Genomic DNA, 21,978 nt, shown 5'->3' with positions numbered 1-21,978 from the left:
GCCGGGACGCAGATGCATCCGGCTCTCGGACGTAGCACGATTGGGGAATGGCCGACACTCCGAAAACCGCCGCCGCAGTCTCCACCGCACCCGAATCGGTCCTCGAGGCGTTGCAGGGAGCCATCGCTTCGGTGGAGGCCGCGATCGTGCGGCTCGAAGGCGACGATGCGGCACCCGGGACGGTCGACCGGGTGCTCGACCTCGCCGGCGCACCCCGGGCCGGCGACATCGTCGCGACCCACAACGACCTGACCAGGGCAGTGTCTATCGTCGAGCACACCGGCGGACTACCCGACCGGGACTGGTCGCCGATATCCGGGTCGGGGCCGGTCTTCGCCCGGACGGTGACGCGCCTTCGCGACCACGTCTCGTCGTCGCTCGACGATCTGGGGCTCGACGCGACGGTGGGGGAGCATGTCGAACTGCTGCAGAAGGTCGCCGTCGAAGAGGCGCTCGGAGAGACGCTGCAGTTGCTCGTGATCGTCGAGGACTGTCTGTTCCTGTGGCATCGCCTGCACCTGGCGCGGGCACGCGACGACGAGATGAACGACGCGCTGGCGTCGGCCCGGGAGGTCCTCGCCGAACACTTCACACAGGACGCGTCGTTGCTGCGCCGCGCCAGAACCGCGCTCGCCCGGTTCGCGGAGGGCACCCCGATCGAGGTCGTCCGCCGACTGTCCTCGGGGCGTACGACGAAGGTGCTCACGGGGCTGCGACAGGACTTCGACGATTTCCGGTGGGCGTGCCGTGCCGACGAGGCCGGATGGCTCGACGACGAGGATCCGGTGGTCGCCGAGGCTCTGGACTCCATAAACAGTCCGCTCAAGGCGGTCGGAGGCGCTCTCGGCGACGCGTTCGAACGTGGCCGGGCGCGGGTGGCGGAGACGTGGAGTCGCTCGGATGAATCCGGAAGCCGCGGCGAGCCCGAGGAGAAACGGTAGGACCATGGCCAGGACGGACGCGGTGCCCTCCTACACGATCAGGCAACTTGCGGCGTTCGTCGCCGTTTCCGAGTGGGGCTCCATCACCGCAGCGGCCGACGCGACGCACATGTCGCACTCGGCTTTGTCGGCTGCGATCACCGACCTGGAGAAGGCACTCGCGGTGAAGTTGCTCGTCCGTCAGCGGGCGCGTGGGGTCAAGCTGACACCGACCGGGCACGCGGTGCTCGAGCGGGCCAAGATGTTGCTGCATCACGCGAGCGAACTCGAGAGCGATGCGCGTTCGGAGGCGGGCGAAGTCGTAGGCCCGGTGGCCGTGGGATGTTATCTCTCGCTGGCGCCGACGTTGTTGCCCTCCCTCATCGCCGAGTTCACGCGGGCCCATCCGCGCGCTGACGTCGATTTCCGCGAGGACACCCAGAATCGTCTGCGGATGCTGCTCGACTCGCACGAGCTCGACGTTGCCTTCCTCTACGACCTGGACCTAGAACCGGGTCTCGAGACGGTCACCCTGGACGTCCGCGAGCCGATGGTGCTGATCTCGGCAGACCACCCTCTCGCCGGTGCCTCGCAGGTGCGCCTGCGAGATCTCGCGAACGAACCGATGGTTCTGCTCGACGCTCCACCGAGCTCGGGTCATGCCCTCCGCGTGTGCGCCGAGGCCGGTTTCACTCCGTCCATCGCCTATCGAACCCAGACCTTCGAGACGGCGCGATCGTTCGTGGGCCGAGGATTGGGCTGGACTCTTCTCGTGCAGCGACCGGCCGTGGACGTCACCTACGAGGGCCGCAAACTCGTCTTGCTACCCGTGGTCGATCCCTCACCGGAGCCGGTGCGGATCGTGGTGGCATGGCGCAAGGACGCCCTGCCAAGCCGTGTGGCCCAGACTTTCACGGACTTCGTCGTCGATGTTGCGAGGACCTCGCAGGCCCTCTGACGTGGCCGAACGTCCCTATTCGCGGGTTTTCCGTGGATATTCACCGGCTTTGTGCGCTTTCCAAACGAATGTGACCCCTCTCATTATTGGTCCACTGCGTCCGAACGCTCGTTAATCGGACGACCTCAGACCGACCGCCGGAGGGCACGAAAATGACCGTCCTTGACGCGACGCCGCAGTCGTCGGCAAGAGCCGCGCGCAAAGCCGCGCTCGGCAGCTTCGTCGGTACCGCCATCGAGTGGTACGACTTCTTCATCTACGGCACGGCGGCAGCGCTCGTGCTCGGACCTCAGTTCTTCCCCGGTTCGTCGGACGTGGCCGGAACCCTGGCAGCTTTCGCCACCCTCGCGGTCGGGTTCATCGCGCGACCGATCGGCGGCGTGGTGATGGGGCACTTCGGCGACCGGATCGGCCGCAAGTCCATGCTTGTCGTCTCATTGCTGCTGATGGGCTTCGCGACCGTGGCGATCGGTCTGCTCCCGAACTACGCGGCCATCGGCGTCGCGGCTCCGATCCTGCTCGTCGCCCTGCGTTTCGTGCAGGGCCTGGGCGTGGGCGGCGAATGGGGCGGAGCGGTGCTCGTCGCCACCGAGAACGCCCCGGCCGGAAAGCGTGGCCTCTACGGGGCAGCACCGCAGATCGGTGTCCCGGCGGGTGTCCTGCTCGCGAACCTCGTCTACCTGCCGCTGACCGCCTTCCTCAGCGAGGAGTCGTTCAACGCGTGGGGCTGGCGCATCCCGTTCCTGGCTTCGGCGGTGCTCGTCTTCGTCGCCATGTGGATCCGGCTCGGTCTCGAGGAGAGCGAGGAGTTCAAGGCGGCCAAGGACGCGCCCGCGACCGAGGAGAAGATGCCGATCCTCGAGGTTCTCACGCAGCACTGGAAGACCGTGCTGCTCGCCGGCGGAACCTTCATCGCCACCAACGGCATCGCGTACGCCTACATGGTCTACGTCCTCAAGTACGGCGAGGCCACGCTCGGCTTCGACAAGACGACGATGCTCGCGCTGCTCATCGCCTCCTGCCCGTTCTGGATGGCCGGCATGGCCTTCGCCGCGTGGCGCTCCGATCTGGTCGGACGCCGCACCATCTACATCAAGTCGTCGGTAGCACTGGTCGTCGCGGCCGCGGTGTTCTTCCCTCTGATGGACACAGCGATCCTTCCGGTCATGCTCGTCGCGATGATCGGCCTCGGGTTCGTCCTCGGCTGCTGCGCCGGTCCGCAGTCCGCGCTGTTCGCCGAACTCTTCCCCGCGAAGATCCGTTACAGCGGTGCGTCTCTCGGTTACCAGGTGGGCGCAATCCTCGGCGGCGGTCTCGCACCGATGATCGCGACCTCGCTGTTCGCTGCCACCGGCACCTCGATGTCCATCACCGGCTACTTCGTGCTGATCGCACTCGTCAGCCTCATGAGCATCCTGCTGCTGCGCGTGCCCTCCGCCGGGCACATGACGAGCCCCGCCGACTCTCGCCGTTCTTCCGAGGAAGTTGCCTGAACATGTCGACCTACTATCAGCCTCCCAAGTACCCCGCTTCGGAATTCGACTCGATGACTCCCACCGACGAGGCGCTGCCCGTGGTCGTCGTCGGTGCCGGCCCGGTCGGCATGGCCGTCGCCCTCGGCCTGGCCCAGCGCGGGATTCCCGTCACGATTCTCGAAGCGGCCGATCAGGTCTCCTTCGGTTCGCGCGCCATCTGCATCTCCCGCCACAGTCTGGAGGCCGCAGCGCGACTCGGCTTCGGCGAGGAACTCGAGAAGATCGTGCTGCCGTGGGTCGGTGGCCGCAGCTTCTACCGTGACCAGCAGGTCCTGCACTTCGAGATGCCGCAACGGGACTTCGACGTCCGGCCGCCCATGATCAACGTCTCCCAGTCGGAGTTCGAGCAGATCATGGTCGACACCATCGAGCAGAATCCGCTCATCACCCTGCACTGGCAGGCACCGATCGCCGGAATCCTGCGCGGTGACGACGAGGTCACCCTCGAGATCGACACCGCTGCCGGTAAGCGTCACCTGCGGGCGCGGTGGGTCGTCGCCGCCGACGGCGGTCGCAGCCGCATGCGCGAACTGGCAGGACTGCGGTTGCAGGGGACGAGCTACGAGGGCCGGTACGTCATCGCCGACATCCACTGGGAGTCCGACCTTCCCGCGGAGCGCATGGTCTGGTTCGACCCGCCGAGCAATCCCGGTTCGACGATCATCATGCACAAGCAGCCCGGCAACATCTGGCGTATCGACTACCAGCTCGACCCGTCCGAGGACGCCGAGATCGAGACGCAGGAGGAGGCGATCCGTGCCCGCATCGCCAAGCACCTCGACTGGCTGCAGAACGACCTCCCGTGGACCCTGGAATGGAAGGGCTTCTACAGCGCCCGCGCGCTCGCCCTCGACGAGTTCACCCACGGCCGCATCCTCTTCGCCGGCGACGCAGCACATCTCGTGCCGATCTTCGGGGTGCGCGGACTCAACTCGGGTATGGAGGACGCCGAGACGCTCGCGTGGCAGCTCGCCGCCGTCGTCAACGGCAACGCCGATCCCGCGCTTCTGCAGGCATATTCGTTCGAGCGCCACAACGCGTGGGAGCAGAACGTCGCCAACGCCGGAAAGTCCACGCTCATCATGAGCCCCGGCAGCCATGGCTACCGCACCACCCGCGACGCGATTCTCGCGCTCGCGGTGGGACGACCCGAGTTCGGGCACCTGATCAATCCCCGTCAGTCCAGCGCCACGCACGCACGTTTGTCGCCCCTCACCTGGTCGGTCGCGCCAGGAACCGAGGGCGTGCTGTCCGGCGATCCCGTCGACGACCGCCGGATCCGCATCGCCGGTGAGGAGACGTCGCTGAACGAGGCGCGGGGAACCGGATTCGCCGTCCTCGGTGTGGGACTCGACGAAGCAGGCGTCGCCGCCCTCGCCGCCGCCGCGACGGAACTGGCGCGCGCACTCGCGCCCGAGAGCGTCCGTGCCCTTGCGGTCGACAGCGCTGCGGTGGACGGTGTGACCCTTCTCGACGCCCCTGATCTCACCGAGGCACTCGGTGCGACGGCGGGTGAGGCCTTCGTGATCCGGCCCGACGGTCTGCTGTTGTGCCGGGTACCGGTTGCGGAACTGACCGGTGTGGCGGCTTCCGTGCGCTCCGGCGCCGCCCCGGCCGGAGCCGAACTCCCGGCCCGGCCCGCCGAGCAGGCGACCGCGGACGAGCAGCGTCGCGAGAACGTGTGGCTCGGCCTGTCGACGGCTCTGGACCAGGCGGCCGAGAACGACCGGGAGGGCTTCCTGGCACGACTCGCGCTGGTGCTCGGCTCCCAGGTCGACCGACGGCAGTTCGAGGAGGCCATCGCGGCCGCCGCGGACACCTCACCGCTGCGCGTGGAGGAACTCGCCGCGCAGTCCTGATCGATCGCTTCGATCCGTCGTCCGTCCCGGTGGCTCTCGCTGCCGGGACGGACGGCTGTCACGGGTCGGTCGGGGAGACGAGCCCGGTGCGGAAAGCGATGGCGACGAGATTCGCTCGATCCCGAGCATGAAGTTTCGCGAGGATTCGGGTGACGTGGGTGCGCACCGTCGCGGGACTGATGAACAGCTTGCGTCCGATCTCGTCGTTCGACAGCCCCGAACCGATTTCCACGAGGATCTCGCGCTCACGATCCGTGAGAACCTTCAGCACTTCCGTCTCCCGCGTGCGGGGACTGCGCGCCGCCGCCTGCATGACGCGGCGGGTGACCGCAGGGGAGAGCATCGCGTCGCCGTTCGCGACGTTGCGGACGGCGGCACGTAGTTCCTCGGGGGCGGAGTTCTTCACGAGGAAGCCGACAGCGCCCGCGCCGATCGCGTCGAGGATGTTGTCCTCGCCGTCGAAGGTGGTCAGCACCACCACGTGCGTCCCGGTCGACGGCGTGGCGCCGACTATCCGCCGGGTAGCGGTGATCCCGTCCGTCCCCGGCATCCGGATATCCATGAGCACCACATCCGGTGCCGTACGCGCGACCACCCGAACGGCTGCGTCTCCGTCGGATGCTTCGCCGACCACCTCGATGTCGTCGGTGCGAGCGAGCAGTGCCCGCAGCCCCTCCCGGACGAGGACCTGGTCGTCGACGATCACAACCCGTATCACGACCGCCCTCCCGTGGGGATCCGTGCCGTCACCAGGAAACCCCCGCTGTCGGACCGGCCGGTCTCGATCGTCCCGCCGAGCAGTCCCACACGTTCCCGCATGCCGGCGAGCCCCCAGCCGGTGGAGCCGTCCTCGCCCGGACCCCGACCGTCGTCCTCCACCCTCACGGTGAGATCACCATCTCGAACGAGCAGTCGCACAACTGCCGTCGTGGCATCCGCATGTCTGAGGACATTGCTCAGCGCCTCCTGCACCACCCGATAGGCAGTGGCGGCCACGACCGAAGGAAGGTCGTCGATCGGGTGGTCGGGGTCGAGGTGCACCTCGATCCCGGCGGCGCTGACCGTATCGACGAGATGGGGGAGCCCGGCGAGGGAGGGCGTCGGGGCGCGACCGGAGTCGTCGGTGGAGCGCAGCGCCTCCACCGTGGCGTGGAGCTCGTCCACGGCGCGAGAACAGCTGGTGCGTACCGCGGCCAGCGACCGGCGGGCCAGAGGCGGATCGTCCTCGATCGCCTCCGCTGCAACCCCGGCATGCAGCGAGATGATCGAGACGGTGTGGGCGAGTAGATCGTGCAGGTCGCGCGCGATCTCCACTCGTTCTCGTTCGACCCGTCGCGCGGCCTCGTGCTCGCGTTCGAAGTGTGCTGCTCGTTCCCGCCGGAGCATCTCCGCCCGCAGGGCGCGTCGCGACCGGACGCTGTCGCCCAACGCGATCACTGCGGCCATCAGGCCCACCTGCCCTCCCACCTCGAAACCGAGGACATAAGCGAGGTCGTCGCCCTCCGTCCACCGCACGCTCGTCGACAGCACGACCGACGCGACGGCGACTCCCACCGCCAAGCGCACGTGCTTCTGCTCGGCGGCGGAGTACAGCGCCACCGCCAACGGCACGGCGAGACCGATCGGTGGCAGCGACAGGCTGTAGTACGCGACGAGCACCGAGGCGGTGAAGAGCAGTACCGCGACCGGATGTGTCCGGCGCACGACGATCGCGCCCGCCACGAAACCGGCGAGGACGTAGGCGAGCGGCGACGGGCCGGTGGTATCGCTTCCGAGGTTCGCGACGATCCCACCGACGAGGACGACGAAGACCACCGCCGCGAGGAGAACGTCGATCGCGCGGGCGCGGCGCTCGGCGCGATCGGGGCTCTCGGACGGGACCACTGCCACGGTTCCTCGATCCTGCGCATGCGCAGATCCCACGACGGCGACGTTACCGCTCGGAGGTGGTGGGTGGGATCCGAACGCTGCGAGTGGAACTCTTCCCGTCGGTCTCGAAGGGAGCGGGAATGGTGAGCACTCGGTGTAGGGCACCGAATGCGAGCGTGGCAGTAACCGCGCTCATCGCAAGCCGGATACGGTGCCCGTTCTCGAATTCTGCGGCCACGCGACGCAGTGTGTCCGCGGAATGCACCGCGATTCCTTCGTCGAACATGATCGTGTTGCGTGGCCAGAAGTACAGGGCTGAGAACGCGAATTCACCCAGGAGCAGGACGGTCACACTCGCGGCGACCCACCTGCGTGCCACCCGGTCGCGGCGGACGGCGACGAGTGCAACGAGACCGAGAACGACGGTGAGCGCGCCCATCGGTGGGAAGAAGTCGGCCGGCCCGGTCTGGGAGAAGAACCGGACAGCCAGATCGAGAGATCCTGGCGGGTCGTGGAATACGTTGGGATACAGGATGATCGTCTCCGCGAGAATGCCCCCGAACGCGATGAGCGCGACACACGAGTAGGCCGTGCTCACCGCGATTCCGGGTTTCGCGATACCGAGTGTGGACATGGCACCGACGTTAGGAGCCGAACACGCTGCGGTCGTCCGTTCGAGATCGTGATCGATGTACGACTTCCGACGTACTCGGTGCTACCGCAGAGCGTCGAGCGCTTCGTCGATCGGGAGGTCGCCGTTGTTGAACTCGATGGTGCGGCCGACCGTTTCCGGGCGCTCGAGCACCGCTGCGATGACTGCGGCAACGTCGGCACGTGAGACCTGACCTCTGTCGCTCGCACCGTGACCTTCGATCTCGATGCGGCCGGTGGGCGGATCGAGGGTCAGGGCACTCGGGCCGAGGATCGTCCAGTCGAGGCCGGTGCCCCGCAGGTGAGCGTCAGCGGCACCCTTGGCCTCGGCGTAGGCGTGGAAGCTGTTGTCCTCCGGGACGCCGTGATCGGGACGGGATCCGAAATACGAGACCATCACGTACCGGCGGACCCCGGCCTCCTGCGCCGCGGTCATCGACGCGATCGCTGCGTCACGATCCACCGCGTAGGTGCGAGCGGGGTTGCCTCCTCCGGCTCCTGCCGACCAGACCACCGCGTCGTGGCCACGCAGCAGATCGGTGATCTCGGCGATGCCCAGTTTCTCGACATCGGCGATCACCGGCGTGCCGCCGGCACCGCGCACATCCTCGGCATGATCGGGATTGCGGATGAACGCACTGGTCTCGTGACCGGCATCGGCCAGCAGTCGCTCGAGATGCAAGGCGACCTTGCCGTGTCCTCCGAAGAGTGCGATTCGTGCCATGGAGCCCTCCTGACGATGAAGTGATTCCCGTGCAGCATGCCCCGCGCCGGCCCCCGCGAACCGTGACGTCCACCGCGAACCGCGTGATCAGCCGATACGTTCGAGCGCGCGGTCGACGAGATATTCGGCGATTGCCATCGACGAGGTGGCCCCGGGTGACGGTGCGTTGCGCAGGTGCACGATCCGGCCGTGCCCCGTGACGACGAAGTCGTCCTCGAGACTCCCGTCGGAGTTCATTGCCTGGGCCCGGATGCCGCGCGGTCCCGGCCGCACGTCGTCGACGGTCAGCCCGGGCATGTATGCGGCTGCATCGGCGACGAACCGTCGAGTGCTGGCGGCGGTGCGTAGTTCCCGGCCCGCCGCAGGCAGATTGTGGGCGGCGAAACGCCAGAAGCCCGGCCACGCGACGGCGTCACGCAGATCCCGCCACGATCCGCGTCGGCCGCGGTAGCTTTCGCGACCGGGGGAGAGGAAGGCGTTCGGCCCCACCATCACCTCCCCGTCGATCCGGCGGGTGAGGTGCACACCGAGGAACGGGTAGCGGGGATCGGGCACCGGATAGATCAACCCGCGCACCTTCGCCGCCGCCTCGGTCTCGAGCAACAGATAGTCACCGAGAAACGGGACGATACGCGGGTGGCGGGTGTCGCCGGAGGAATGTGCGAGGCGGTCGGACTGCAGGCCCGCGCACGTGATCACCAGGTCGAAAGCGACCTGGTCGGCCGGTGTGTCGACGACGACCCGGTCGCCGGCTTCACGGACGGCGGTAACGGGAGTCCCGGTGCACAGCATGCCGCCGGCGGCGATCACATCGTCTGCCAGTGCGCGGGTCACCGCGACGAAGTCCACGATCGCCGTGTGGGGCGAGTACAGCGCGGCGATCCCGACTGCATGTGGCTCGATCTCGGTGATCTCGTCGGCGTCGATACGGCGGAGGTCGGGGACGCCGTTCGCAGTGGCCCGCGAGAAGATCGCGTCGAGTCGGCCGAGTTCCGATTCGTCGAGGGCGACGACGAGCTTGCCGCATTCGTCGTAGGGCAGGCCCTTCTCCGTGGTGAACGCCTGCAACAGTTCCACCCCGCGCCTGCACAGCCGCGCCTTGAGGCTCCCGGGCGTGTAGTAGAGACCCGCGTGCACGACGCCGCTGTTGTGTCCCGTCTGATGTGCGGCGAGCCGGTCTTCCTTCTCGAACAGCGTGACGTCGGCGTCCATCATGGCCAGTCGCCGGGCGGTCGCGGCACCGATGATGCCCCCACCGACCACCGCGACGCGAAGGTTGCGAATACTCAAGGGCCGCTCCCTGTTCTCTGCGGATCGTGGGTCCGAGTGCAGTTCGGCGAGTATATGCCGCGACGCCTCGCCGACAAGCACGATCCGGGCAGGGGAACCGACACTGTTCGAAGCAGTTCTGACCGGAACACTCGGCGAAATCCCCCGAGTGAGGGATGGTCGAGGCACCCGACCCCGGCCGACACTGAATTCACGGAAGAGAGGGGTTCATCGAGAACCCTCGTCGATCGGAATCACCATGAAGAAATATCGATCACGTCGTTCCATTGCTCTGCTCGTGGCGACCTGCCTCGCCGTGGCGATGGCGGGCGTGGCATCGGCGGTGCCCGCTCCTGCCCACCTGCATTTCGGTCGGGCCGTGAGCGTCGGCGACGGAACTGCGCGTGCGTATGCCACCCTCGACGCGAACGGCGCTCCGACTGCCGTCGGCATCCGTCTCTCGCCGACTGTCCTCGACGGACTGCCCGATGCCGACGGGATGTACATGCTGCACCTGCCCGTTCAGGCGTCCGACACGGTGTTCGACCACGTCATGTTGAACTGGAATCCGCGTGGACACGACCCGACCGTGCTGTTCGGCAAGCCGCATTTCGACGTGCACTTCTACATGACCGACATGGCGTCGATCGAACGGATCGACCCTGCCACACCCGATTACGCCGACCGCGCGGCACGGCTTCCGGACCCGAAGTACATGCCCGTCGATTACGTGACCCCGCCGGGCATGCTCGCCTCCCAGTTGGCGGTGCCGCTCATGGGTGTGCACTGGCTCGACGTCACGGAGGGAATGGTCCCCGGCGTCTACAACTTCACCGAGACCTTCATCAACGGATCGTGGGACGGCGACTCCACATTCATGGAACCGATGATGACACGGGAGTGGCTGCTCACACGTCCGGCGATCCGCGAACAGATCAAGTTGCCGGCCGCCTATCAGCACTCGGCCTACTATCCCACCGTCTACAGCGTCGGATTCGACGAGCAGGCACAGGAATACGACCTCGCCCTCGAAGGGATGGTTCCGCGTCAGGCGTCCTGATCGCGATGCCCGTGAAAAATCCTGCGGAGACACAGGAATCGTTCAGTGCGAAATCAATCCGAACGGAGGAAATGTCATGCCCGTAACCGAGGAATCCATCATCATCGACAAGCCTGTCGACGAGGTCTTCGCCTTCTTCGCCGCCGCGGAGAACGCCCCGGTGTACATGACGAACGTGATGGACTACGAGCTGGTCTCGGGTGAAGGCGGCAAGGAGGGATCGCTCGCGCGCGCCACCGTCAAGGTCGCCGGACGGAAAATCGAACTTACCGAGGAACTGGCTCGGGTCGAGCCCGGCAGAGCCCAGCACCGCCGCAGCGTGAAGAGCCCGATCCGGTACGAGACCGTCTTTCGCTTCGACCCGGTGGAGACAGGAACCCGCGTCACCTTCCGTCAGGACACCGAGGAGGTCGGGAGCTTCTTCGTCAAATTCACTCAGCCCGTGGTGGAGAAACTGTACGCACGCGATGTGCGGAACAACCTCGAACACGCGAAACAGCTCCTGGAGGAGGGGGATGCGGACGAAGGGTGACGTGAAGTCCCGACCGGCACCTGTCAGGGGGTGCCGGTCGCTTCGCGTGCACACGTCAGTGGTCTGTTCGTCAGTGGTCGACGAGCGTCAGAACTCGATCGGCCGCTGCCGATGCCCCGTCGACACCCCGGAGCCGAGCACCGAGTTCCCCTGCCGCCGTGCGATACCCGTCCTCGGTGAGCAGACTGTTCAGGGCAGCGCGCACGTGCTCGGGCGACGCGGTCTTCCGGAGGCGGATGCCCGCACCGGCCTTCGCCACCTCGCGACCGATCATCGCCTGATCCGTCACTGCGGACATGGGCATGATCAGCATCGGAAGACCGTGGGCCAGTGCCCGGAAGGTCGTCGCATGCCCGCCGTGCCCGACGACCACCGAGCAGGTCGGCATCAACTCGTGGTGCGGAACGTACCGGTGGACGGTCGCATTGGGCGGTACGCGCAATCCTGCGGGATCGATCGCGGGCCCGGTGGTGACGACGAACTCGGCGTCGATCCCGGCCGCCGCATCGAAGATGTTCTGGTAGGTACGGCGCTGGCCCGGGAAACCGCCCGTGCTCAGGCTGACGAGTACGCGCGGCGGTGTTCGTCCGACCGCGGCGGCCTTCGCGTCGTGGATCGCACCGGTCCAGATCAGCGCGCGGTTCGAGTGCCGTCGCCCGGCCGGGTCGAGCATGCGATCCGAGCACACCAACCGCATGTCGGCCTGCTCCCACAATCGCTTCGGGCCCAGGCCACGCAGACGCGCTCCGATCCCGAACGGCCCGTGACGGAACGAGCCGTCGAAGGCGGAGAAGAAGGTGTGGAACAGCACCACGTGCGGCACTCCGGTGCGCGCCGCCGCGTCCTGGGCGTTGAACAACATGCAGTCGACTATCACCAGATCGGTCGGCTCCCTGGTGATCTCGTCGTTCACGTCCCGGGCGACCGCAGCGTCGGTCGTCATGGCGAGGGCCATGGTCAGCACCTTCGCGGTGCTCAGCTCGACGTGCGGGGTCCAGGTCGGCGAGTGCCGATAGCTGCAGAAGGCGAGACCGGCGTCCTCGGCGACCTTCCGTTGCGATTCGTGTCCGAGAACCCGCACGTGGTGTCCGCGGCGATGCAACTCGCGTCCGAGCGCTGCTTCGGGCGGGTAGTTCCCGCCACCCTCCAACGTGACGATCAGGATGCGTGCCACGTTTCACCTCTTCCGCTGCGCATCGACCGGGACGTTCTTCGGGTCCGGCTTCTCGACGAACCACCCGTCCGGTCCGACCGTCGTACCGATCCGGGGCAGGCAGTGGGTGAAGAACAACCGTGCGACGAGTTCCTGACGGCTGCCCACATTGGTCTTCGCATAGATGCTCTTCAGATGGTCCTGCACGGTGTACGGACTGATGAACAGTCCACGTGCGATCTCGGTGCGTGACTCTCCCGCGAGAATGCACGCGAGGACGTCGGTCTCCCGCTCGGTGAGGCCGTGGAGCGCAGCCGTGAGGGCAACGAGCTGAGCGGGCTGTGCGGGTTCGATCGTGACGACGATCCGGGCCGAATCGCCTCGCCCGTCCAGCGTCCCGGCCCGGAGGACGAGCCACTGACCGTCCCGCGTGCGGGCACGTACAGCACGCGCTGCGGTGCCCTCGTATCGGAATCGAACAGCGATCACCACGGCGGGGAGCATGAAGGAACCTTCGTAGCCGAGACGCTCGAGATACTCCGTCGCCTGGGGAGTGGCCGATTCGATCTCGTTGTCCGCTCCCACGACCACGACCGCCGGTCCGGAACCGGCAAGCGATTCGTCGGATGCGAGTAGAGGGGATTCACGCAACAGCGACAATCGGAGTCCGTCACCGATCTGGCTCACGCATCCCGCGAGCGTCGCCACCTCCTCGGCGTCGAAGCGACGGCCGGGACCGCGCATGAGAGTGCCTCCACCCCAGACACGGCCGTCACGACCTCGGAAGACGAGGCGCACCTCGTCGTCCATTCCTCGAGGCTCGAGGAGCTTGTTGTAGGGCAGCGCGTCGCGGATGTCGCAGTCGAGGGCCTCGCGGATCGTCTGGACACCGGTTCGTGTCCGGGCGAGCCGGCCGTAGGTGTTGGCGAAGCACGACGTGCCGTACTCGATGTGCGCCACCGTCTCTGCAGCCCGACGGGAGGGCTCGTCGACATCGAGCATGGTTGCCCCCGTGAACAGCAGGCTCGCCGGATCGACGAGCGCGATGCAGCCGATGTCGAAGGGGATGCGCCGGCGGATGGCGTCGAGGGCGGCGCGCCGGAACTCGGTGGGTTCAGCGGTTCCGAGCGCGACGTCTCGCACCTCGTCACGAAGCGCCCCTGCCTGCCGTGCCGCGGCCATATTCTCAGTATGTGCTGGTCACGGCTCTCTCGATACCCCTCGGCGCGGCAGGAACTCCGCATATACGGCGAATGCCGTCCCCGATCGGTGGGATCGGAGACGGCATTCGGAGGGAACGGGACGAACTGCTCAGCGGGTGCGGGCCGAGCTGTATCCCCAGAGCCAGTCGGTGTACTTGTAGCTCGAGGTGTCGCGGATGCGGAACAGCTCGTTGCGGGCTTCACGGCCGGCGCCGTCGAGGTGCCACAGATCTCCCCACATCCGTCCGGTGGTGAGGATGCGGTTGCAGCGCGGTGCGCGTTCTGCGTTGACGTCCTGCAGGATCTTCGGCCAGTTCTTCGTATCGCCCTGCAGATCCTCGGCGGCATAGTCGGCGAGGCACCGGGCGTCCTCGAGGGCCATGACGGCACCGGAGGCGAGGTACTGCAGCGGCGGGTGAGCGGCGTCGCCGAGCAGGATCATCCGCCCGTCGACCCAGTTGTCGATCGGGTTGCGGTCGAACATCGGCCACCAGCGATCGGTCCACAGGTACTTCAGTGCGGCCTGCACGCTTTCGTGGCAATGGTCGTATGCGTGCGCGAGTTCCTCGGGGCTGCCCCATTTCTCCTCGCCGCGCAGGAAGGCGGGGGACTGGAAAACCGCCACCTGGTTGAGCATCTCACCCTGACGCAGGGGGTACTGGATGAAGTGGCACCGCGGTCCGATGTAGCCGACGACGTCCTCGATCTCCTCCTCGAGCGGAACCTCGTTCATCGGAAAGGTTCCGCGGAAGGCGACATAGCCGGAGCCGACCGGCTTGTCGTCGGAGAGCTTCGGACGCAGGCGGGAATGCAGTCCGTCCATGCCGAGCGCGACGTCACCGACGTGCTCCTCGCCGTTCTCGAGCACGACCCGCACGGTGTCGCCCTCGGTGATCACATCGGCGACCGTCGAGCTCGTGCGGAGGTCGGCGCCGGCCCGACGAGCCGCCTCGACGAGCACGGAGTGCAGATCGGAACGGTGCACCACGAAGTACACGCCACCGTAGTGCCGCTGGTAGTCGTGTCCCAGGTCGACCTTCGTAAGGATCTCGGCGGTCACGGCGTCCCGGAAGACGAGGTTCTTGGGCAGCACACCCTTCGCGATGACCTCGTCGTACACGCCGAGCGACTGCAGGATCCGGGAACCGTGCGGGCCGATCTGAAGACCCGCGCCCACCTCGCCGAACTCGGGAGCGCGCTCGAACAGCGTGACCTGAGCACCCTTCTGGGCGAGAGCGAGGGCGTTGGCTACACCGCCGATACCGCCACCGGCAATGAGAACTCGTGCGTCCTTCAGGTCGGACATGACACTCCTTCGGTTCGTGTGAAGTAAGGGGAGGGGCCGCGATCAGGGCGTAGGGATCGGGCGAAGCGAATCGTGACGGGCGGGGAACTTCTTCCAGACCACAGTCAGCAGCAGCGACGAGATCAGCGCGCTGATACCGAAGAGGACGAAGTTGGAGTTCGCGCCCAGACCGGCCGCGAGCAGCCAGCCACCGATCTGCGGAGCGGCGACAGCGCCGATGCGCCCGACACCGAGCGCCCAGCCCAGCGCGGTGCCGCGCAGATGGTCGGGGTAGTAGGACGCGACGGCGGCGATGATCAGGGCTTGCGTGCCGTGCGTGCCCACACCGGCGAGTACGAAGATCAGGTACACCGCGGCAACCGGCGGGTCGAGCAACAGTGCCAGCAGCGCGACACCGGCGATGAGCGCGGCGATGATGCTCGTCGGGACCGACCCCCATCGCACGCCGCCCCAGGCGGTGACGAAGGATCCGGCGACCGCACCGAGGTTCAGGGCCAGGGAGAAGGTGAGGGCGCTACCGAGGTCGGTGCCCTCGCCCTGCATGAGCTTGGGCAACCAGGTGCCCAGGCCGTACCAGGCGAGCAACGTCACGACGGTGACGGCGGCGAACATGATGCTGATGGTCCGGAACCGGGAGCCGAGGAGTTCCTTGAAGCCACCCTCGGAGCGGTCCGGATGCGTGCGCGCCGCGGCGTGCTTCGGCAGGACCTTGATCGCCAGCGGAACCAGGACCACCAGGGGGATGAGAGCGAACGCGAACATCGGCCGCCATCCCCAGTTGGGGATCACCGGGATGCCGACGAGGGCGGCGATCGAGCCACCGATCGGTACGCCCGACATCATCATCGTGGCCACGGCGGCGCGCCACTTGTCGGGTACGAGTTCGGCGGCCAGGGCGTTCGAGGTCGGCACGAGCCCACCGAGGCCGATGCCGGCAATGAGGCGCAGGAGGCCGAAGATCACCGGTCCGGGAGCCGCGGCGCACAGTGCCGTGAAGACGGAGAGAACGACGACGCATCCGATGACAGCGTTCTTGCGTCCGATTCCGTCCGAGAGCCGACCGGCGAGCACGGCGCCGATCATCATGCCCACGAACGCGAGGCTTCCGAGCGTGCCTGCAGTGGAGGAACTGATGCCCCATTCGTCCTGCAGGCTCGAGATCACGTTGCCGTAGACGATCAGGTCGTAGCCGTCGAAGACGACGAAGAGCCAGCAGACGATCACCGCGATCACGTGAGCCCGAGGGAGGGTGATGTTGCCTCCGGCCCGCGTCGATGAAGCCTCATTGGGGGAATGCATCCTTCAACGGTGGGCGCGCAGCGCTCTTCGATGCAATAAAGTTCTGCTATGCAGAACAAGCCGATCGGCACGATTCGTAAGCCCACCTACATGCTGGAGTCGGTCGACAACGCCTTGCGGCTTCTCCAGTTGCTCCGCGATGCGGGAGCGATCCGACTCAAGGACGCCGCCGCGGAACTCGGCACGGCGCCATCGACGGCGCACCGTCTGCTGGCGATGCTCGTCTACCGGGGATTCGCCGTGCAGGACGAGAAGCGGATGTACCACCCCGGCCCAGCACTGGGTGTCGGTCCCGCTCGGCAGGGGTGGACGCGCGACTTCACCGAACTCTGCCGGCCGCACATGGAGGCGCTCGCAACCCTCGCAGACGAGACGATCAACCTCGTGATCCGAGTGGGCTCCCAGGCGCGATTCCTGTGGACCGCCGAGACCACATCGATCCTGCGTGTGGGGGATCGCCGGGGTCAGGTACTGCCTGCCGAACTCACCGCCGGTGGACGGATCCTCCTGGCCGAACTTCCCCGCTCGGTTCTCGAACAGCTCTATCTCCGGCCTGCGGACGAGCCTCACATCGGTCAGGGGCCGAGTCCCGCCTACGAGAGCGATCGGCGGATGGCGATCGGGGAGTTCGAGGAGTTCGTCCACGAACTCGAGGCTGCACGCCGGCTCGGTTTCGCGGTCAACGTCGAGCAGACGGAGGAGGGTGTCGCGGCGATCGGAGTGGCGATTCGCAACGGCCGGGGCACTGCGATCGGTGCCCTCACCGCCGCCGTGCCCATCACCCGCTACCGCCAGCATCTGCGCGGAAAGCTGGTCGCGCAGATGCAGGCAGCGGTGCGTGGCATCGAGGTGGATATAGCTCACATCGACGGTCCGGACGTTTCAAATTCCACGCAGCAGAAATAGTTGGCCTCCGCTTGTCCGTGGACCCTAGGTTGGGAGTTAACGCCGGACAAGGAGATTTCATGACTGCCACCGAGCCCGTCGATCCTGAGCTCCAGAAGCTGTACGACGACTTCGAGACGGAACACCTCAATCCGTTGTGGACCCAGATCGGCGATCTGATGCCGATGGTCCCGACTTCCAAGGCTGTCCCCTTCGTCTGGAAGTGGTCGACCCTCTACCCGCTCGCGCAGCGCGCGGGCGACCTGGTGCCGGTCGGCCGTGGGGGAGAGCGACGCGCCATCGCACTCGCGAACCCGGGTCTCGGAGGTGTCCCGTACATCACTCCCACCCTGTGGGCGGCGATCCAGTACCTCGGACCGAAGGAAACCGCACCCGAGCACCGGCACTCGCAGAATGCCTTCCGCTTCGTGGTCGAAGGCGAGGGCGTGTGGACCGTGGTCAACGGCGATCCGGTTGCCATGCGTCGCGGCGACTTCCTGCTCACGCCCGGCTGGAACTTCCACGGCCACCACAACGAGACCGATCGGCCCATGGCGTGGATCGACGGTCTCGACATCCCGTTCGTGCACTACACCGACACCGGCTTCTTCGAGTTCGGGTCGGACGGCGTCACCGACGAGAGCACCCCGGATCTCTCCCGTTCCGAGCGTTTGTGGGTCCACCCGGGCTTGCGTCCGCTGGTCGGCCTCGACCGCAAGACCAGCTCGCCGATCGCGTGCTACCGCTGGGAGCACACCGATCGTGCTCTGAACGAGCAACTCGCGCTCGAGGACGAGGGTTACGCGGCCACCCCCGAACCGGGTCACGCTGCCGTGCGCTACACCAATCCCACCACCGGTGGCGACGTCATGCCGACGATCCGTGCCGAGTTCCACCGTCTCCGCGCAGGAGCGCACACCCGCGCTCGCCGCGATGTGGGTTCGGTGGTCTTCCAGGTCTTCGAGGGTGAGGGCCGTTTCCATCTCGCGGACAAGAGCCACGACGTCGCCAAGGGGGACATGATCGTCGTGCCGTCCTGGACCGAATGGTCGCTCGAGACCGACAAGGGCGTGGACCTGTTCGCCTTCTCCGACGCGCCGATCGTCGAACGTCTGCATTTCAACCGCACCATCATCTCCGAAGGAGCCTGACCCATGCGTCTCGCCACTCTCCGTCTCGACGGCGGCACGGCCGCTGTCCGCGTCGACAGCGACTCCAGCGCCACCGTCATCGACGGTTATGCCGATCTCTCTGCGCTGCTCGCCGATCCGAACTGGAAGTCGGTGGCCGAGAAGGCTTCCGGCAAGACCATCGACCTCGGCTCTGCCGACTATGCCCCCGTGGTTCCGGCGCCGGGCAAGATCGTGTGCGTCGGACTGAACTACGCGACCCACATCAAGGAGATGGGCCGCGACCTGCCGGAGTACCCGACTCTGTTCTCGAAGTTCAAGGAAGCCCTCACCGGACCGTACGACGACGTGGTGGTCCCCGCCTACGCCGGATCCCAGCTCGACTGGGAAGCCGAGCTGGCCGTCATCATCGGCAAGCAGGCCTACCAGGTCTCGGAGTCCGACGCCGCCGAGTACATCGCCGGCTACTCGGTCATCAACGACTACACGATGCGCGACTACCAGTACCGCACCCTGCAGTGGGATCAGGGCAAGACCTTCGAGAAGACCAGCGGTTTCGGGCCGTTCCTCGACACCGACTACCAGCTCGGTACTGCTATCGAGACCCGGGTCGAGGGTGAAGTCATGCAGTCGTCGAATACCAGCGACCTGGTGTTCACCCCTGCCAAGCTCGTCGACTACATCTCCCACATCGTCACCTTGCAGCCCGGCGACGTCATCATCACCGGCACCACGGGCGGTGTCGGCCACGCTCGCAAGCCTGCGCGGTACATCCAGAACGGCGAGGTCTGCGAGGTCACCATCGAGGGTCTCGGCACCGTCAAGAACAAGACGATCATCAAGTAGGAGAAGCCGAATCGTGGGATTCAACGATCTCGACCTGTCCGAGCGACTCCTGATCGCACGGCGAGGTACCGCCTATCTTTCGCAGCGCCTCGCCGAGCTGACCGACGACGAACTCGACGGTCCCACCCTGCTCGAGGGATGGACGCGCCGACATCTGGTCGCGCACATCGGATACAACGCCGCGGCGCTGTGCCGCCTCATGGACTGGGCGGCGAGCGGCGTCGAGACGCCGATGTATGCCTCCACCGAACAGCGGGCCCAGGAGATCGCCGAAGGTGCGACGCTGAATCCTGCTGCTCTCCGGAATCTGTTCTCCCACACGATTGCTCGACTCGACGAAAAATGGCGCCACCTCCCGGATGCCGCCTGGGCGGCGGAGGTCCGGACCGCGCAGGGGCGGCTCGTCCCAGCCGAGGAGGTCGCCTGGATGCGCACTCGGGAAGTGTGGATCCACGCAGTCGATCTCGACAATGGTGGACGCTTCGGTGATTTCCCGCCGGTCGTGCTCGACTCGCTCCTCGACGACATCGTCGGCATGTGGCGCAAGAAGGACCTCGGAGCGGGCCTCGCCCTCGAGGTCGAAGGACGTGAACCGGTCCTCGTGCAGGACGACGCCGAGACGACCCACACGGTGCGCGGAGATCTGCCCGGCGTCGTCCGCTGGGCAGCCGGTCGCGGCGCCGTCGGCGTCACCGGGGGCGAGCTCACCCCACCGAGGTGGCTCTGAACGTCCCCGACGTTCGCGATGCAACGAAGGCCCTTCCGTCCCGGTGACGGAAGGGCCTTCGCCCGTCTGCGTGGCTCGCATCCGACCCCGACGTTCTCCGGGCCTGCCGGGGGACGGCCCGGACGTCTTGTCGTACGCCGGTCAGCCGGCGTCCGTCGTCTCGAACGGCACGACCACCTCCGGGGCGATCCGCATGACGGTGTATCCCGCCACCGCTCCGGCACCGAAGCCGGGAGCGAAGATGCGCACCGGTTCGGTGATCACTCCGTCGCGGACGGCGTCATGGATCGCGAGGGGGATGCTCGCCGACGACGTGTTTCCCACCTTTTCGATGTTGAAGTACAGGCGGTCCGCGGACAGGCCGGCGTCCGCCGCGAGTTCGACGATCATCGTCTTGTTCGCCTGGTGCGGCACGATGAGATCGATGTCGTCGAGCAGTGATCGCTCGGCGTCGTCGGGGGAGGGTAGTGCCTTGATCTCGTCGAGCATCTGCGCGAGATAACGTCCGGCGAGCGACTTCACCTCGGGACCGTAGACGGTGATGGCGTTGTCGAAATCCGGGTTGGGCCAGATGATCGAATTGACCTGGCTCGTCGGTCCGCTCGCGTAGGTGTTGAAGAACTCCAGGTCGGGTTCTTCGCCTTCGGCTGCCGGCGACAGGACGAGTGCGGCGGCGCCGTCACCGAAGATCATCCGGGACGGACGAACGTTTCCGATCTTGTCGGAGAACTTCTCGACGCACACCACGAGAACCGGGCGCCGGAGCTGCTGCATGATGCGGGTCGCCTCGGCCAGTCCGTACGGCATGCCCGCACACGCCGCGACCAGGTCGAACGAGGCATGAGTCTGGCTGATGCCCAGTTCTCCCGAGATCCACGTCGCCAGGGACGGGATCAGCCGGCCGCTCGTGCACGTGCAGGTGATGACCGCGCCGATATCCTCCGGGCCCACACCGGCGTGGGCGACCGCCTGCCTCGCTGCGGACAGAGCCAGTTCCTCGAAAGTGCCCGAGGTGTAACGGCGCTGCTCGATCCCGGTCTTCGCGGTGATCTCATCGGCGGACATGGGAGACCAGTTGTACGCCGTGTTACGGATCAGATCCTCGTTGGTGCACACCTGGTCGCCGTGAGCAACCGCGATCGCGTCGATGCGGGGAGCGACCGCGAACTCCGCCCGCACATCGACAGCCGGGTACGGTTTCGACGGTTCGGTCGGCTCGGGCCGGGTGAACGACGTGGCCGGGCGGGTGCGGCCCGATGCCACACGGTTGATGAAGCGCTGCACCTCGCGGTTGCGCGGGTGTGAGACGACAACGTAATCGTCGTCCTCGAGATCCGAGACCCGGGCGAGCTCGATCTCGTTGCGGTCCCAGAGCTGCTGGTTGTGCAGCACCATCGACCACCGGCTCAGCGCTTCGAGCTCGGCGACATCCTCATGGCAGTCCAGAATCTGGTCGTAGCCGAATACAGGATAGTTCGGGTCGAAGGTCCGCACCCGCAGGGTGATGCTCTCCGGATCGGAGAGAAGTTGGGCCACTGTCGGTTTCACCGTAGGAAGGTCGCCGGCGTAATGCCGACGTGCCCCGAACACCGAAAACAGCCGGTCGAAGATGCGATCTTCGGCCGAATTCTCCCATGCCGCAGGGAGGGTGCGGTAGGCGTCGGCAACTGCCGAGTTCCGCTCGTCCGCCTCGGGCCAGGGTGTGAGACGGGGCATGTAGATGTCGTCACGGTTGCGCGGCACATCGCCCCAGCGGGTGACCCTTCTGTCGAACATGGTGAGTGCGAATCTATCCGCCCAGAAGACATTGAGAGCCATGTCGCGCATGATCTCGAACTTCGACCGGTAGACGCCCTGCGCGTGACGGGACAGGATCTCGGAGACGGTAGGCGCCTTGGTGTCGAAATCGCGGCGGATCACCGAGTCGAGATGATCGATGCTGGTCAAAGTGGAGAAGTCCAGCTCCGGAATGAAATTGGAAGGGAACACGAGTCGGTTGTGCCGATTGAGTTCGAAAGGTTGCATCGGAAGAAAGGACCGTTCGATTCGAAGT

General features: G+C 66.6%; 20 protein-coding genes. 10 read left to right on the top strand and 10 right to left on the bottom strand.

Annotated features, from left to right (window positions below; translation table 11 throughout):
• The first annotated feature begins 47 nt into the window (after positions 1-47).
• The 4 genes from ABZ789_RS07965 (at position 48) to ABZ789_RS07950 (ending at position 5,272) form a co-directional block, all read left to right on the top strand.
• Positions 48-941, top strand: a complete 894-nt coding sequence (locus tag ABZ789_RS07965) for a hypothetical protein (protein WP_358421515.1) — start codon at positions 48-50, stop codon at positions 939-941.
• Positions 942-945: 4 nt separating this feature from the next.
• Entirely contained in the window at positions 946-1,878 is a 933-nt protein-coding gene (locus ABZ789_RS07960) for a LysR family transcriptional regulator (RefSeq protein WP_358421512.1), read from the top strand.
• Positions 1,879-2,030: 152 nt separating this feature from the next.
• Positions 2,031-3,371: an MFS transporter gene (locus tag ABZ789_RS07955; RefSeq protein WP_358421509.1), complete on the top strand. Its 1,341-nt coding sequence runs from the start codon at positions 2,031-2,033 to the stop codon at positions 3,369-3,371.
• Positions 3,372-3,373: 2 nt separating this feature from the next.
• The gene (locus tag ABZ789_RS07950; protein WP_358421506.1) at positions 3,374-5,272 is read left to right on the top strand and encodes an FAD-dependent monooxygenase; all 1,899 of its coding nucleotides are present in this window, start codon (positions 3,374-3,376) and stop codon (positions 5,270-5,272) included.
• A 58-nt stretch (positions 5,273-5,330) separates the two neighbouring features.
• Here ABZ789_RS07950 and ABZ789_RS07945 read toward each other — a convergent pair whose 3' ends face one another.
• From ABZ789_RS07945 to lhgO, 5 genes are all read right to left on the bottom strand, one after another.
• Positions 5,331-5,990 (bottom strand): response regulator transcription factor, encoded by a 660-nt coding sequence (locus tag ABZ789_RS07945; protein ID WP_358421503.1) that lies wholly within the window; start codon positions 5,988-5,990, stop codon positions 5,331-5,333.
• Positions 5,987-7,195 carry a sensor histidine kinase gene (locus ABZ789_RS07940; protein WP_358421500.1) on the bottom strand — a complete coding sequence of 403 codons (1,209 nt, stop codon included), beginning with the start codon at positions 7,193-7,195 and terminating at the stop codon, positions 5,987-5,989. The genes ABZ789_RS07945 and ABZ789_RS07940 overlap by 4 nt, the downstream gene beginning before the upstream one ends.
• A gap of 10 nt (positions 7,196-7,205) precedes the next feature.
• Complete coding sequence (locus tag ABZ789_RS07935; RefSeq protein ID WP_358421497.1) at positions 7,206-7,775, bottom strand: DUF1772 domain-containing protein; 570 nt, start codon at positions 7,773-7,775, stop codon at positions 7,206-7,208.
• An 81-nt stretch (positions 7,776-7,856) separates the two neighbouring features.
• Entirely contained in the window at positions 7,857-8,516 is a 660-nt protein-coding gene (locus ABZ789_RS07930) for an SDR family oxidoreductase (protein ID WP_358421494.1), read from the bottom strand.
• 87 nt (positions 8,517-8,603) lie between these two features.
• Positions 8,604-9,800 carry an L-2-hydroxyglutarate oxidase gene (gene lhgO / locus ABZ789_RS07925; protein ID WP_358422125.1) on the bottom strand — a complete coding sequence of 399 codons (1,197 nt, stop codon included), beginning with the start codon at positions 9,798-9,800 and terminating at the stop codon, positions 8,604-8,606.
• A 244-nt stretch (positions 9,801-10,044) separates the two neighbouring features.
• Here lhgO and ABZ789_RS07920 point away from each other — a divergent pair, with 244 nt between their 5' ends.
• Both ABZ789_RS07920 and ABZ789_RS07915 read left to right on the top strand, forming a co-directional pair.
• Entirely contained in the window at positions 10,045-10,845 is an 801-nt protein-coding gene (locus ABZ789_RS07920; RefSeq protein WP_358421491.1) for a DUF5602 domain-containing protein, read from the top strand.
• A gap of 76 nt (positions 10,846-10,921) precedes the next feature.
• Entirely contained in the window at positions 10,922-11,377 is a 456-nt protein-coding gene (locus tag ABZ789_RS07915) for an SRPBCC family protein (RefSeq protein ID WP_358421489.1), read from the top strand.
• Between the two features lie 70 nt (positions 11,378-11,447).
• On the opposite strand, the gene ABZ789_RS07910 is transcribed toward ABZ789_RS07915, so the two are convergent.
• The 4 genes from ABZ789_RS07910 to ABZ789_RS07895 all read right to left on the bottom strand — a co-directional run bounded on the left by ABZ789_RS07910 (position 11,448) and on the right by ABZ789_RS07895 (position 16,337).
• On the bottom strand, positions 11,448-12,551 hold the full coding sequence (locus ABZ789_RS07910) for a glycosyltransferase (protein WP_358421486.1): 1,104 nt from the start codon (positions 12,549-12,551) through the stop codon (positions 11,448-11,450).
• A gap of 3 nt (positions 12,552-12,554) precedes the next feature.
• On the bottom strand, positions 12,555-13,712 hold the full coding sequence (locus ABZ789_RS07905; RefSeq protein WP_358421484.1) for a helix-turn-helix transcriptional regulator: 1,158 nt from the start codon (positions 13,710-13,712) through the stop codon (positions 12,555-12,557).
• A 129-nt stretch (positions 13,713-13,841) separates the two neighbouring features.
• Positions 13,842-15,038, bottom strand: coding sequence for an FAD-dependent monooxygenase (locus ABZ789_RS07900; RefSeq protein ID WP_358421481.1), 1,197 nt, complete (start codon positions 15,036-15,038; stop codon positions 13,842-13,844).
• Between the two features lie 42 nt (positions 15,039-15,080).
• A complete protein-coding gene (locus tag ABZ789_RS07895; RefSeq protein WP_358421478.1) occupies positions 15,081-16,337 on the bottom strand; it encodes an aromatic acid/H+ symport family MFS transporter in 1,257 nt (418 codons plus the stop codon).
• A gap of 48 nt (positions 16,338-16,385) precedes the next feature.
• Between ABZ789_RS07895 and ABZ789_RS07890 the strand changes: the two genes are divergently transcribed.
• Genes ABZ789_RS07890 through ABZ789_RS07875 form a run of 4 tightly spaced genes read left to right on the top strand, consistent with a single transcriptional unit; the run spans position 16,386 to position 19,925 of the window.
• Entirely contained in the window at positions 16,386-17,243 is an 858-nt protein-coding gene (locus tag ABZ789_RS07890) for an IclR family transcriptional regulator (protein ID WP_358421475.1), read from the top strand.
• Positions 17,244-17,302: 59 nt separating this feature from the next.
• Complete coding sequence (locus ABZ789_RS07885; protein ID WP_358421472.1) at positions 17,303-18,373, top strand: cupin domain-containing protein; 1,071 nt, start codon at positions 17,303-17,305, stop codon at positions 18,371-18,373.
• A gap of 3 nt (positions 18,374-18,376) precedes the next feature.
• A complete protein-coding gene (locus ABZ789_RS07880) occupies positions 18,377-19,198 on the top strand; it encodes a fumarylacetoacetate hydrolase family protein (RefSeq protein WP_358421469.1) in 822 nt (273 codons plus the stop codon).
• Positions 19,199-19,211: 13 nt separating this feature from the next.
• A complete protein-coding gene (locus tag ABZ789_RS07875; protein ID WP_358421466.1) occupies positions 19,212-19,925 on the top strand; it encodes a maleylpyruvate isomerase family mycothiol-dependent enzyme in 714 nt (237 codons plus the stop codon).
• 141 nt (positions 19,926-20,066) lie between these two features.
• On the opposite strand, the gene ABZ789_RS07870 is transcribed toward ABZ789_RS07875, so the two are convergent.
• A complete protein-coding gene (locus ABZ789_RS07870) occupies positions 20,067-21,950 on the bottom strand; it encodes a ketoacyl-ACP synthase III (RefSeq protein ID WP_358421463.1) in 1,884 nt (627 codons plus the stop codon).
• Positions 21,951-21,978 lie beyond the last annotated feature (28 nt).

Origin of the sequence: Rhodococcus sp. NPDC047139 (assembly GCF_040643435.1) — a bacterium.
In the GTDB taxonomy this organism is placed as follows: Bacteria; Actinomycetota; Actinomycetes; order Mycobacteriales; family Mycobacteriaceae; genus Rhodococcus.
The sequence above is the reverse complement of the archived record's forward strand: the minus strand, read 5'-3'. Positions and strand labels throughout refer to the sequence as shown.